Origin of the sequence: Xanthomonas sp. WHRI 8932A (genome assembly GCF_035012785.1) — a bacterium.
Taxonomy (GTDB): domain Bacteria; phylum Pseudomonadota; class Gammaproteobacteria; order Xanthomonadales; family Xanthomonadaceae; genus Xanthomonas.
In genome coordinates this window covers 199,490-213,218 of record NZ_JAYGQQ010000013.1, presented here as the reverse complement: position 1 = coordinate 213,218, position 13,729 = coordinate 199,490, and the positions used below count along the sequence as shown (strand labels likewise).

10 protein-coding genes and 1 other RNA gene are annotated in these 13,729 nt (G+C 65.7%); 4 read left to right on the top strand and 7 right to left on the bottom strand.

Features of this window, described 5'->3' with window-relative positions:
• Positions 1–546: 546 nt before the first annotated feature.
• A complete protein-coding gene (locus VC212_RS20630; protein ID WP_323526786.1) occupies positions 547–1,440 on the top strand; it encodes a LysR family transcriptional regulator in 894 nt (297 codons plus the stop codon).
• 42 nt (positions 1,441–1,482) lie between these two features.
• On the opposite strand, the gene VC212_RS20625 is transcribed toward VC212_RS20630, so the two are convergent.
• Positions 1,483–2,097, bottom strand: a complete 615-nt coding sequence (locus VC212_RS20625) for an FMN-dependent NADH-azoreductase (RefSeq protein WP_323526785.1) — start codon at positions 2,095–2,097, stop codon at positions 1,483–1,485.
• Between the two features lie 248 nt (positions 2,098–2,345).
• Positions 2,346–3,227 (bottom strand): pirin family protein, encoded by an 882-nt coding sequence (locus VC212_RS20620; RefSeq protein WP_323526784.1) that lies wholly within the window; start codon positions 3,225–3,227, stop codon positions 2,346–2,348.
• Positions 3,228–3,599: 372 nt separating this feature from the next.
• Between VC212_RS20620 and VC212_RS20615 the strand changes: the two genes are divergently transcribed.
• A complete protein-coding gene (locus tag VC212_RS20615) occupies positions 3,600–3,944 on the top strand; it encodes a hypothetical protein (protein ID WP_055852673.1) in 345 nt (114 codons plus the stop codon).
• 354 nt (positions 3,945–4,298) lie between these two features.
• Here VC212_RS20615 and VC212_RS20610 read toward each other — a convergent pair.
• From VC212_RS20610 to VC212_RS20590, 5 genes are all read right to left on the bottom strand, one after another.
• A non-coding RNA gene (locus VC212_RS20610) (sX9 sRNA) lies at positions 4,299–4,375 on the bottom strand.
• Between the two features lie 61 nt (positions 4,376–4,436).
• Positions 4,437–7,529 (bottom strand): efflux RND transporter permease subunit, encoded by a 3,093-nt coding sequence (locus VC212_RS20605; protein WP_323526783.1) that lies wholly within the window; start codon positions 7,527–7,529, stop codon positions 4,437–4,439.
• Positions 7,526–8,731, bottom strand: a complete 1,206-nt coding sequence (locus VC212_RS20600) for an efflux RND transporter periplasmic adaptor subunit (RefSeq protein WP_323526782.1) — start codon at positions 8,729–8,731, stop codon at positions 7,526–7,528. The genes VC212_RS20605 and VC212_RS20600 overlap by 4 nt, the downstream gene beginning before the upstream one ends.
• Positions 8,732–9,192: 461 nt before the next feature.
• The gene (locus VC212_RS20595) at positions 9,193–10,584 is read right to left on the bottom strand and encodes an ATP-binding protein (RefSeq protein WP_323526781.1); all 1,392 of its coding nucleotides are present in this window, start codon (positions 10,582–10,584) and stop codon (positions 9,193–9,195) included.
• On the bottom strand, positions 10,581–11,246 hold the full coding sequence (locus VC212_RS20590; RefSeq protein WP_323520836.1) for a response regulator transcription factor: 666 nt from the start codon (positions 11,244–11,246) through the stop codon (positions 10,581–10,583). The genes VC212_RS20595 and VC212_RS20590 overlap by 4 nt, the downstream gene beginning before the upstream one ends.
• 397 nt (positions 11,247–11,643) lie before the next feature.
• Between VC212_RS20590 and VC212_RS20585 the strand changes: the two genes are divergently transcribed.
• Together VC212_RS20585 and VC212_RS20580 are read left to right on the top strand one after the other, a co-directional pair.
• Positions 11,644–12,318 carry a response regulator transcription factor gene (locus VC212_RS20585; protein WP_115552406.1) on the top strand — a complete coding sequence of 225 codons (675 nt, stop codon included), beginning with the start codon at positions 11,644–11,646 and terminating at the stop codon, positions 12,316–12,318.
• On the top strand, positions 12,315–13,679 hold the full coding sequence (locus VC212_RS20580) for a HAMP domain-containing sensor histidine kinase (protein WP_323526780.1): 1,365 nt from the start codon (positions 12,315–12,317) through the stop codon (positions 13,677–13,679). Before VC212_RS20585 ends, VC212_RS20580 begins: the two co-directional genes overlap by 4 nt.
• The last annotated feature ends 50 nt before the right edge of the window (positions 13,680–13,729 follow it).

The following is a 13,729-nucleotide window of genomic DNA, read 5'->3' as shown; positions in this document are numbered from 1 at the left end:
GCTGAGATCCAGGCTCTGACGGCAGCCCACGCCGGCTCTCGACACCTAAACTGCCAGATTCCGAACAGATAAGGCTCGGTGGCGGCATCCATGCCGCCACACGGTCCCGCAATCGGCGAGGACACCGCACCATAAAATTGGTCGGCTGCTTAAAAACATGCACACCGACCATCTCGACCGGTCATTGTCCGCCCACCGTCGCGGGACCTTCTGCGGCATGGATGCCGCGCAAGCTCCTGCACGGACTTACTTGCAACTTGTCCCGCGATGGTGGGCGGGGCAAGGGCCCCGCAGCAAGCACGCAGCACCAATGCTCTACGCATGCCTTACCGCACCGTTCCACCACATCTGAGCAAGCAAGATTTTGCAACTTAGCTTCGTTAGACGCAGCGTCAAAATCTCAATTAACCGAGCGCGGGCAACAAGGCATGACGCGCTTTACTGCTAGTGCACCTGAGCTACCGCATACAGCGCCCGACGCCGCCATGATCGACTGCGCGCAGTCGCCGCGCTTAGACTCCGCGTTTACATGCGCCAAGGCTGCTGGTGATCGATCTCAATGACATCGCGCTGTACGTGCAGGTAGTGCGCAGCGGCAGCTTTGCCGAAGCCGCGCGCCGGCTCGGCACCGCCCCCAACAGCGTGAGCCGGCGCGTGCAGCAGCTGGAAGCGCAGCTGGAGACGCGCCTGATGCAGCGCTCCACCCGCAAGCTGACCTTGACCGACGCCGGGCAAGCCTTCTTCGAACGTTGCGCCGATGCGGTAGACGGGCTGACCTCGGCCGGGCAGAGCCTGGTGGCTGATGGCGACGAAGCCGCCGGGCTGGTGCGCGTGGCGGCACCCGCGGATTTTCTGGATTTTTTCCGCATCGAATGGGTCGGCGAATTTCTCGCCGCGCATCCGCGCGTGCGGCTGGAATTCGTGCTCAGCGATGCCAAGGCCGATCTGATCGCCGAACGCATCGATGTGGCCTTCCGTGGCGGCACATTGCCGGACCTGGGCTATGTCGGCCGCCAGATCCTGGCCGACAACAGCGACCTGCTGGTCGCCAGCCCAGACTATCTGCAGGCGCGCGGCAGGCCGCTGCAGTTGGACGACTTGCGCCAGCACGACGGCATCGGCTTCCCGCACCCAAGTGGGCAGATGACCTGGACGCTGATCGGGCCGTCCGGGCTTGCCGAGCAGGTGCAGGTGCAGGCGCGGTTTGCTGCCACCACCGCGCGCGCCTTGCGCCTGGCCGCCGTGGCCGGGCTCGGCATCGCGCTACTGCCGCAGGCACTGACGCGCCCGGATATCGAACAGGGCCGCCTGAGCGTGGTGCTGCCGGATTTCCAACGCCGCGGCCAGGGCCTGCACGCGCTCTACCCAAGCCGACGGCATCTGCCGCGTGCGGTCTCGGCGTTTATCCAGGCCGTGACCGTGCGATTGAATGCGCTGTAAGCGCATGGGCAGTAGCGACGCCGCTTGCGGCGTCGCGCCAGCTCAGGCAGCCAGCCCATCGATCTGCTGATGGGCAACGGCAAGACCCGCTTCACGTCCCTCCTTGCCGGTGGCCAGACCTTCGGCAACGATGACCTCCGGGTGATGCAGGCCGACGAAGCCCAGCGCAGTGCGCATGTAGGTTTCGGCATGCTCCAGCGACGCCAGCGGCGAGCCGATGCCATAGAACCCACCGCGCGCCACTGCCAGGATTACCCGCTTGTCGCCGGCCAGCCCTTCGAGCACACCTTCGGACGTATAGCGGAAGGTCTTGCCGGCCACCAGCACGCGATCGATCCAGGCCTTGAGCTGGGTCGGCACAGTGAAGTTGTACAGCGCCACACCGATCACCACGGTGTCGGCATCCAGAAATTCCTGCAGCACCGCAGCACCATTGGCCAGGTCGGCGGCCAGTTCCGGCGTCTGATCGGCCGTGGGATTCTGCTGCGCAGCCAGATGCGCGCCGGACAGATGCGCGATCGGGTTGGCGGCCAGATCGCGATGGGTGACGGTGACATCGCCGTTGCGCTGTTGCAGCTTGGCAACGATGCGTGCGCTGAGCTGACGGCTCGCCGAATAGTCGCCGAGGATGCTGGAATCGAGATGAAGCAGTTTCATTGGAATGCCTTTGCTGGATAGGTGGGGGTGCGATGGTTTGGCGATGCATGGCTGAGGTGCGCACGCATCGACGGTTGGGCGGTGCAGGCCCTCGTTGAAGACCTGACGCCATGACTCAGGCGTGCGGGTTTGAAAGGCGCATTGCCTTCCGCACGATCGGTAATGCGCTGTGTTGCCTGGCAAGCGCTGCGTGTTTGACGCCGCATGTGCCGGGCAGCCATGTCTCGGCTGCCCGGCATGCGCGCGACTCAGCCCAGGCGGCCCTTGGCGCGCAATTGCTCGCCGATGCGGCGGATCTCCGCCTCGCCCTGCGCCAGTGCGGCGGTGCTGGTGTGCACCGAGTAGTGGCCCATGACCAGGTCGTGCGGGTGCTTGACCGCCGACCCCAGCACGAAGGAGCTCGCACCGACCGACACCACATCGATGGCCTGCTCGGCATCCTTGAACACCGCTATCTGGCCGCTGCCGATGCTCTCGGCCGCGTCCAGCTGCCCGGTGTGCACCGCGATCCAGGCCACGTTGTGACCGGCCGGCGGCACGTAACGCCAGCGCTCCCCGTCCTGCAGTTGCACACTCAGATAGGTCATGTCGGCCGGCGCCGGAATCTTGCTTTCCAGCTCGCCGTAGCCACCCAGCAGCACACGCACCGGCCCGGCCACCGGCACATCGGCCGGCGACAGATACAGGCTTTGCGCCGGAGCGTTTTCTTCGGCTGCGGGCAATGCGACCCAAAGCTGGAAGCCCTTGGCCGAGGACTGGCCGACCGGCACACCGTCGTGCCACACGCCATTGCCGGCGCGCATCCATTCCACACCGCCGGTAGGCAGCGTGCCCTGCTTGCCGGTGCTGTCCTCGTAGCCGACCTCGCCCTCCATCAGGTAGGTGAGCGTGGCAATGCCCGAATGCGGATGCATGCCCATCGGTGCTCCTCCCACGGACGGTTTGACGGTGAACAGGTCCAGGAACACGAACGGCTTGACCAGCTGCCCCAGATCGCCCGGGCTCATCAGCCGGGTGATCGGACCGCGGGTGGTGCCGCGGGTGCGAAACACCACCGGGCGCGGCATGGCCTGCACGCTTGTCTCGTGCTGCGGCTGATCGGCGTAGGTGGTGGCCAGTTGTGCGTTCATGACAGATCCCTTTGCGGTGGTGGAGCCAGCTGCTCCGGTGATGCAAAGCGTAGAGATGCGCTTATTGATCGACTAGCCGGAAGATTTGGAGTGGAATCGTCCAAAAATCGAAGTAATCCAGCCTGCACGCCTTCGCCTCCTTGGTACGCGCAGACGGAATAGCGGCCGGCATCCCGCGTGGGCTGCCTGCCCGAAGTGGGGCGGTCACGCGGTCTGGGGGTCTTCGCTCAGCGAGCCGGAGGCTGGACGCCAACCGCCAGTCCAGGAGTGCACGGCCCTGCATTGCGGACCCCGCGCCCCAGCGGGCGGCCTTCATGCCACACCAACAACGGGTTCTTCACGCTTGCGCCATTCTTTCGCTGGAGACGCCCGATGATCCGCACCCTCGCCCCGCTCGCTGCCGTCCTGTTGCTCTCGGCCTGTGCTTCCAATCAGGTGGCGCAGGTGCAACCCATCGATGGCGCGATCTCCGGCCAATGCCATATCGAAAAGGTCCGCGGCATCGTGGGTCTGGCCGCAGCGGCGCAGACGGTAGAGCGCGCGCGCGTGGATAGCGACAGCCTGCAGGTCAGCGTGCGGCGCGGCGAGCGCGCCACCGGCGGCACCACCGCCAGCGGTCTGGCCGACCCCGCACAGGGCGCCAGTGAAAGCGGCGGCGATCACCTGAGCATCGAAACCGGCCCGACCAACAACATCACTGCGGTGTATTGCGGCTGAAGGCAACGCGCCTCGCTGCGCACCGGTTGGCCGCAGCACGGGCGGTACGCAGCGCTTGGCGGAGCGCGCCGCGCAGAAGCTGGGCTCTGACGTGAGAGGTGTCGGTGGCAGTTGACGCACCGCCCTCACGTTGCTGCTTTGCGGGGTCGCCAGCGCACAGATGCCGAACGCTGGCCGCCTGCTGGTCACCCAAACGGGTGGCGGCGCGTTCAGAGCGGCTGACACAGTGGCGCGAACGGCCGCCAGATCGGGGACGCACGGCACAAAGGAACCGCAGCCAACGCACACGGCAACCAGATTCCGCACACCGGCTGCGGCCTCCTGGCGGCTGCGTCGTCGGTTGCTTCTTGGAGCGGCAAACGCAAGCTGGCAAGTAGTCGTCCGCTGGGTGTGGGTGGCGCACCCGAAACCGCAGTGCACGGGTGGTCCATGCCGCACCGAGCGCTGGATTGTGCCCACCTGCGGAGCACACCGTCGTCTTGTTCGCTGCGCTTAGTCTGCCGCACGCGCTTGGCCGCCCGGATCATCATCCGCCCGCCTAAATGCGCCGCGCCAACGCCGATGCAGCCATGTTCGACCATCGTGGATGCAGCTGAAAACCGCAGGCACCACCACCAGGCACAGCAGGGTCGAACTGATCAATCCCCCGATCACCGCGATGGCCATCGGCTGGCGGAAACTGGCATCGGCACCGAAACCCAACGCAATCGGCAGCATGCCGGCGATCATGGCCACGGTGGTCATCACGATCGGGCGCGCGCGTTTGTGGCACGCATCCACCAAGGCGACGTCGACCGACGCGGCCCCATCGCGGATCGCGATCACCGCGTATTCGACCAACAGGATCGAGTTCTTGGTGACGATGCCCATCAGCATCACCAGGCCGATCATCGACGGCACATCGAGCTCGCTGCCGCAAAACAACAGCGCAATGAAGGCGCCGCCGAGCGATAGCGGAATGGCCGACAGGATCGTCAACGGTTGGAAGAAATCGTTGAACAGCAGGATCAGCACGCACAGCATGCACAAGGTGGCGATCGCGATCGCCAGCAGCAATCCGGACGACAATTCCGCCGCCACTTCGGCATCGCCGGACTGGATCAGCGACACGTTCGCAGGCAGGTGCTGGATGGCGGGGCGCGTGGTGGCCAAGGCCATCGCCTTGCTCAACGGCATGTCGCCCAGGTCGGCGCTCACCGTGACGTAGCGTTGGCGATCGTAGCGATTGATCTCGGTCGGCCCGCTCTCCATCGCCAACACCGCCACGCTGGACAACGGCACCAGCCCATCGCGCGATTGCACGCGCAGGTTGGACAACGCCTCCAGATCGGCACTGACCCGGTCGGGAACCTGCACGCGGATATTGATCTGCCGGTTGTCCAGATTGAGCTTGGCAAGTTGCGGTTCGAAATCGCCGCTGGTCGCAGTGCGCAGGGTCTGGCCGATATCGGCGCTGCTCACGCCATAACGGGCGGTCTGGCGCTGGATCGGCCGCGCTACCAGCTCCGGGCGTTGCAGGCCTGCGGTGGTGCGCACACCCGACAGGCCGGCCGAGCGCAATTGGCTTGCGAACGCAGCGACGGTGGCATTGAGGGCATCTTCCGATTCGCTGGTCAGAATCATCGACAGATGTTCGCCCGGCCCACCGCCGCTCACGGTGACGCGTGCGCCGGTGATGTTGACCAGAACCCGCCGCACTGCGCGCTCGATCTGCGCCTGCGGTGCACGCGTCTTGCGCGGCGACAACACCAGGGTCATCTCGGCCTTGCGGACCTCGGCCACTTGCGCACCGCGCCCGCCCGCAGTGCCGCCGATGCTGGTGAACACCGCGCCGACACCGTCGATGCGGCCGACCGCCGCGCGCACCCGCTCGGTGACCTGACGGGTCTGCCCGATGTCGCTCTCCGGCCCCAGCTCGACGCTAACGGTGATGAAGCCGCGGTCGCTGGGCGGCACCAGGCCTTTGGACAGCAACGGCAACAACGCCAGCGACAGCAGCAGAAACACGCCGGCGGCGCCCAACGTTGCCGCGCGATGCCGCAGGCTCCACTGCACCATCTGCAGATAGCGCGCGGTCACCGCACCGGTCGCCGGCTCGGATGGATCGCTGTGCCGCGCGCCAAGAAAGGTGGCCGCCATGATCGGGGTAATCAGCCGCGCCACCATCAACGAGGCAACCACCGCAATCACCGCAGTCCAGCCGAACTGTTTGAAGAACAATCCCGGGATGCCGCCCATCAACGTGGTCGGCACAAACACCACCACCAGCGTCGCGGTGGTGGCCATGACCACCAAGGCGATTTCGTTGACCGCATCGGCGGTAGCTTGAAACGCGGATTTGCCCATGCGCCGATGGCGTTCAATGTTTTCGATCTCGACAATGGCGTCGTCGACCAGGATGCCGACCACCACTGCCAGGGCCAGCAAGGTCAGCGTATTGAGCGAGTAGTCCAGCCACCACATCACCGCGAACGCCGGCAGGATGGACAACGGCAGCGCCGATGCGGCGATCAGGGTCGCGCGCCAGTCGCGCAGGAACAGCCACACCACCAGCACCGCCAGCAGTGCGCCTTCATAGAGCATCGACATCGAGCCTTCGAATTGCTCCAGGGTGTAGGCCACGGTGCCGGAGACCGGGGTGATGCGCAGCGAGGGGTCGCTGTGTTGCAACTGCTGCAGCGCCTGCGCAACGCCTTCGGCGATTTTGGTCTCGTCGAAGCCCTTGGTGCGATACAGGCTGAGCCCGATCACCGGCTTACCGTCGAGCAGCGCGGCCTGCCGACGGTCGGCGATGCCATCGCGTACGCGCGCGATCTGCTCCAGGCGCACGCTGCCGCCGGTGGCGAGCGCAATCGACATGCCAGGCAATTGCGCGGCCTGCTGCACGCCGGCCAGCGTGCGTACCGATTGCTCGGCGCCGCCCAGTTGCACGCGTCCGCCGGAGGAATCCTGCTGGGTCTGTTGCAGCGCGCGCGACACATCGGACGTGGTCACCCCGAGTGCGGTCATCTGCACCGGATCCACCTCCACCCGGATCTCGCGCTGCACGCCGCCCAGGCGTTGCACGCGGCCCACGCCAGGCACCTTCAGCAGCGCCTTGCTTACGGTATCGTCGACAAACCAGGACAACGCGGTCTCATCCAGCGTTGTCGATGTCACCGCATAGGTCAGGATCGGCGTGCCGGTTTCGGTCACCGCACTGATGGCAGGCTGCAACAGTTCCGGCGGCAACGACGAACGCACCCGGTCGACCGCATCCTTGGTTTCGATCAACGCATCGGACAGCGATTTTTCCAGATGGAATTCGGCCACGATCTGCACCTGTCCATCGCTGATGGTGGTGCGCAGATGGCGCAGGCCGCTGACGGTGGCGATGGAGTCTTCCACCTTGCGCGCCACCTCGGTTTCCAGCTGCGCCGGTGCCGCCCCCGGCTGCGTCAAGGCGACAGTGACGGTAGGCAGATCCATATCCGGCAGCGCCTGGATGGAGAGTTTGCGAAAGCCGTACACACCCGCCAGGGTCAGCAGGAAGAACAGCAACACCGCGGGAATGGGGTTGCGTAGCGACCAGGTAGCAAAGTTCATCGTGGCGTACGTGGAATCAGCTGCATGCCGACCAGCGGGCCGGCCGGCGTGGTCTTGACCAACACCGTGTCTCCATCGGCAAGCAGCCCGGCCCCCTGCGCCACGATGCGCTCGCCGCCGCTCCACGGCTGCAGCAGTTCGACGTCGGTCCCGACCCGTCGCCCCACCGTCACCGCTTGCGCGCGCACCCTGGATTCGGCGCCGCTGCCGATGATGCGGAACACCAGGCTGCGGCCATCGCGCACCACCACACTCGACGCCGGCACCACCAGTGCACTGCTGGCCGGCAACGCCACCGCACCATCGACGTACATCCCGCCGCGCAGCAGGCGGTCGGGCGGGATATCCGCATACACCACGCCAAGCCGGGAGCGCGCATCCAGCAGCGGCGCAATCTGGCGCACGCGTGCCACGGCGGCACTGCCGTCGGGCAGCCGTAGCCGAACGTCCTGGCCTACGGCGATCCGCGCGATCTGCTCGGGTGTGAACTCTCCACGCCATTCCAGGCGCCCTTGCCGCACCAGCCGAAACAGTTCCTGGCCGCTGCTGGCCACCGCGCCCAGCGTGGCGCTCTGCGCGCTGATCAACCCATCGTCGGGGGCGGTGATATCGGCTTGCTGCAGCTGCAGCCGGTTGGCATCCAGCTGCGCCTGCGCCACCGCGATCTGGGTGGTGGCGGTCACCGCTTCGGTCACGTAGCGCTGCACCTCCTGGTCACTCATCGCCCCGGCCGCCTGCACGCGCACGGCACGTGTGCGATTGGTATTGGCCTGGTCTGCAGCCGCCTGTGCTTTGGCAAGGCCCGCACGCAGTTCTGCGCGTGCCGCAAGCAGAGTGGCGGTATCGAAACGTGCCAGCAGCTGCCCGCGCGTCACCACATCGCCGACCGCCACGTTGAGCGTCACCAGCCGCAGTCCGTTACTTTGCGAACCGATCACCGCCTCCTGCCAGGGCGCCACGATCCCGGTCGCCGACAGCGTGCGTGGCCACTCCACCTGGCGTGGGGTGATGGCCGTGACCGACAACGCGGTGATTGGAAGATTCTGGAGCTGCGGCCGGGCGCGCGTGGACCAGCCCCAGCCTGCGGCAATGGCACCACTGGCCAGCAGACACCACATCAGCGGCAACGCGAAACGTCGCCGTTTGCGCTTGGATGCCGCAGCGTTGGTGCGCGCGCTGTCCGTTGTATCGGTTGGGGTCATGGTGGTTACGCGATCTGAGAAAAAGGGGAAAGGGCCACACCAGCACGCGGCACAGGCATCTGCGCGCTTGCATGTATGCGGCGGTATCGCGCCAAGAGGCGGCCGGGTGCAGGCCAGGTGTGGCATTGCGCGCACTCTCTGCCAACGCAATGACGTTGGCACCGTCGAGGCAGCGACTAGCGAGTCTCAAGCACCAGCGAACCCTGGCTAGGTGGCATCGTTTCAAGCGCCCGTTAAAGAACTTTTAGTCCTTTGAAGAATTTTTTAAGCGCACCGAGTCCGCTGCGCGAAAGGTTCAGCTTCAGGTACGCGGACCGTCCAGCCGATTTGCGCCACGGTCGACGATGCGCGGGCCTGGATCGGCCGACAGCACGGACGCCGCAGCTGCGTGCACGCGCAACGCATCCGGCACGCGCATCGACGCTTTGCACACAGTGCTCCCCACGGCCCGGGGCAGGTGCTCAGCCCGTCGCGCTGCCTGGAAAGACGATGCGCACGCTAAACCCACGCCCGCTCAGACCAGGCCCGGTCTCGATACGTGCCTGGTGTAGATCCACGATACCGGCGACCAACGACAACCCGATGCCGCTGCCGCGGACCGGAGTGCCGGCTACGCGATGGAAGCGGACAAAGATCGCCTCGCGTTCCGATTCGGGGACGCCGGGCCCATCGTCGGCAACCTGCAGAAACACCTCGCTGACGGTCTCTGCACCGTCTTCGCTTGTCGCATCGGCGACATAGCCGCAGCTGATCAGGATGTTGCCGCCCTCCGGCGTGTAACGCATTGCGTTATCCACCAGGTTGCGTAGCAGGATGCCGATGTCGTCCACGTTGCACGCAACGACACAGCTGTGGATATCCAGATACAACGCGCGCCCGTTCTGTAGCGCATTGACCTCGAATTCCTGTGCGATGTGATGCACCAGCATGCTCAGTTCGGTCGGTTGATGCATCGATGCGCTCCGCCCCGCGTTCAACCGCGCCAGATCCAGCAATTGCTCGGATAAGCGGGTGCTGCGCTTGGCCACGCGCAGCAGCTTCAGTAGTGCTTGATTCTTGCTTTGCAGGTCTTGCGCGCCCAGTGCGATTTCGGCCTGCGCCTGCAGTGCCGACAGCGGCGTGCGCAGCTCATGCGCGGCGTCGCCGATAAAACGGCGTTCGCCTTCGATCGCCGCATCCAGCCGCTCGAGCAGATGATTGAAAGACGCCACCAGCGCATGTATTTCGCGCGGGAGTTTGGACAACGGCAACGGGGCGAGGTCCAGGCTCTTGCGCCGCCGCAACGCCTTGCCCAGCGCTCTGACCGGCTGCAGCGAGCGGCGCACCACGCACCACATCACCACGCCCGCCACCACCACCAACACCGTGGCCAAGGCGAGCGCGTGCCACGCCTCGTGGCGCAGGTCCGCATCCACCACGCTCTGCGGGTTGCCGACCTGCACGCTGACACGGCCGGTTCTGTCGGTGACCGAGTACACCCGCCAGTGTTCGCCCTGGATGAGGGTGGTGGCCGCCCCATCGGTAAACGATGGCTGCAGCGCCGAATCGGGCGCGCCAGGCGTGTGCGCCACCATCATGGTGCGGTCGATCCAGACCTGGAACACCAACTGTTCGCGCGCACCGGTGAAGGTGTCCGGCAATTGCAGGCCCGGGCCGGCCCTCTGGTCGAACCTGCTCTTGGCCGGAATGGTGATCAGCATCTGCGTGGCGATGGCTTCGAGCTTTTCGTCCCACGTACTCTTCAGATTGAGCGAGAGCAGCGTGAGCACCAGCGCGATGACCGCGACCCAGCACAAGGCGATGACGCTGACGATCACCATGAACAACTGCGCAGTGATGGATTGCGGTCTCATCCGGTCGGCTGCCCCACCACGTAACCCAGTCCGTGCACGGTTCTGATCAGGTCCTCGCCCAGCTTGCGCCGCAACTGATGGATGAACACCGCAATGGTATTGCTCTCCAGCTCGCTGGTCGGCCCGTACACCAGGTCCTGCAGACGGTCGCGGGTCAGCACATGGCCGGGGCGTTCGATCAACGCCATCAGGGTGCGGTATTCGTGTGCGCTCAACACCACATCGACACCGGCCTTGCTCACCGCGCGGCGACTCCGGTCCACCTTCACGTCGCCGAAGCTGAAGATCGGCACCACGCTGCCCTGGCTGCGCCGAATGACCGACCGCACGCGCGCCCACAATTCGTCGAACTGGAACGGCTTGACCAGGTAATCGTCGGCACCGGCGTCCAGACCGACGATGCGCTCACTCAGCTGCCCGCGTGCGGTCAGGATCAACACCGGAGTGGGGTCGCACCGGGCGCGCATGCCGCGCAGCACCGACAGCCCCGACTCGCCGGGAAGCCCCAGATCCAGCAGCACTGCCGCATAGGGATGATCGATCAGCGCCACCTGCGCCCCAGCGGCATCCACGACATGGTCCACCTCCCACCCGCCCTGTTGTGCGCCATCGCAGATGGTGTCGCCCAACATGGCGTCGTCTTCGACAAGGAGCAGCTTCATTCGGTGCTGGTCGGTAGGCACTAGGGGGCCACAGCATCCTGGAGTGGGTTTAATTCTGCATTAAGCGGCCCGCGATGGCGGCTGGATTGGGCAGCGTCGTGCGCGGGCAGGGCAGTTGCGTCCTGGCAATGTGCCTGTCGGTGCCTGTCGCAGTCACTCGACAACCGACACGCTTGCGCCAGGAAAAGCGGACATATGCAGGCAGGTAGGCGAAAACGCCGGCCGCAACCCGCCACTGCGGTCGATCGGCTGCACCGCCTTGCGCTCCAGTCCGCCATGCCCCCCCGCCCGCTGCAGGTGCCAAGTCCTGCGGTAGGCTGGGGCGTCGCATGCCGGGACATGTTCACGACAGGTCGCGGGTGTAGAAGGACCGATCCACCGGGGCAGGAGCGCAACCATGAAGGTGCTTTTGATCGAGGACGAGCCCGAGATGGCGTCTGCCATCCGCGACGTCCTGGCAACGTACAACATGATCGTGGATCACGCCCCGACCTTGGCAGCGGCGGCCAGCGCGGCCGCACTGGGCGCGTTCGACGTGATGATTCTCGATCGGCAGTTGCCCGACGGCGATGGCTTGCAGTTTCTCAAGACCCTGCGCGAGCAGGGCAATGTCACCCCCGTGCTGGTGCTCACCGCGCTGGCCGAGTTGTCCGAACGCGTGGTCGGCCTGGACATCGGCGCAGACGATTACCTTGCCAAGCCCTTCGCGGTGGAAGAACTGATGGCCCGGCTGCGCGCACTGGTCCGCCGGCCGGCACATTTGCAGACCGATATTGTCACCGCAGGCAACCTGTCCTACGACTTCGTCAATCGCACCGCCAGCATCGACGGCGAGGCGCTGGATCTCAAACGCAGGGAGTTGCTGGTGCTTGAAGCATTGCTCAAGCGCGTCGGACGCATGGTGCCGCGCGGCACGCTGATGCAGGCGGTGTTTTCGATGGACGACGACGTGCAACCGAATGCGCTGGACACCCACGTCTCGCGGTTGCGCCGCAAGCTGTCCGATGCGGGTAGCGCGCTTGCGATCAATGTGGTGCGCGGCGTGGGCTACATGTTGAGTGTGAGCGCATGACCTACAAGCCGCCGTCGTTGCGATGGCGTCTGGTGCGTGGCCTGGCCGCCGCGCAGACCGCCATGATCGCGCTGGCCGGAGTCGTCATCTTCGTCTTGGTCATCCAGGCCACGATGGAGTTTCCCAACGGCAACCTGACCTACGAGTTGCAGACCCTGGAAACGCTCACGCGGTCGGTCGCGCACGACCGCGCGGGTCGGCTGTACATGCGCCCGAGCGCAGACATGTCCGAGCTGCGTGCCAAGTCGACCACGTTGTGGTTCATCGTCACCGACAAACACGGGCAGCGCCTTACGGAGGGAACGCCGCCAGCGGGCATCCAGCCGGCGCTGTCCGCACTGCCGTTGGTGGAGTCGGCAAGCTTCGATGTGGGCGGTGCCAGCACCACCGACACGCGTGCAAGCGTGGCCTGGGTGGAGTCGGATGCCGGGCAGGTGCAGATCGCATTCTGGGCACGCGGGCCGGTGAGCACGTGGGAACTGCTGCGGCTGGCCTTGCCGGTGCTGTGGCAAACCCTGTTGATCATTGCGCTGGTCTCGGTGTCCACCATGCTGGTGATGCCGCTTGCGGTGAAGCGCGGCCTCAAGGGGCTGGACAAGGCCGCGCAAGAGGCCAGATCGATCGATTTTCATCGCACCGGCATGCGCCTGGGCCTTGATCAGGTACCGGCCGAAGTGGCGCCCTTCGTGCAGGCCATCAACGACGCCCTGGCGCGCCTGGACACTGCGTTGGCCAAGCACAAGCGGTTCATCGCCGATGCGGCGCACGAACTGCGCACCCCCGTGGCGATTCTGACCACGCGCCTGTCCGCGCTGCCGGCCAGCCCCTTGCGGACGCGGCTGATGGAAGATGCCGTCCGCCTCGGCGCATTGACCGGGCAGCTGCTGGACATCCAGCGGCTCGACTCCGACACCATCGTGTTTTCGCGTCTGAATCTGGCCACGATCGCAGAACGCGTGGTACTCGATCTGGCGCCGCTGGCATTCGCCGCAGGCTACCAGGTGGCGTTCGAGACCGATGCTGCGGTGGTGCCCGTCGATGGCGATGAAGTGTCCATCGAGCGCGCCCTCACCAACCTGATCCAGAATGCGATCAGCTATGGCGGGCGTCAGGGAACGATCACGATCCGGGTATCGGCAGCAGGCACGGTGGATGTCGCCGACGAAGGACGCGGGGTCAAGGATTCCGAGCGCGAACGCATCTTCGAGGCGTTTCATCGCGACAGCAAGGACGGCCGTGGCGCCGGCCTGGGACTGGACCTGGTGCAAACCATCATGCGACACCATGGCGGCAGCGTCCTGCTGGTCCCGGACACCGCAGCGGGTGCCTGCTTCCGACTGGTGTTTCCTGCGGCGGTGTAGTGCCGGCATCCCTACGCTGTCTTGCCTGGACATGACCGCAGCGGGGCTTG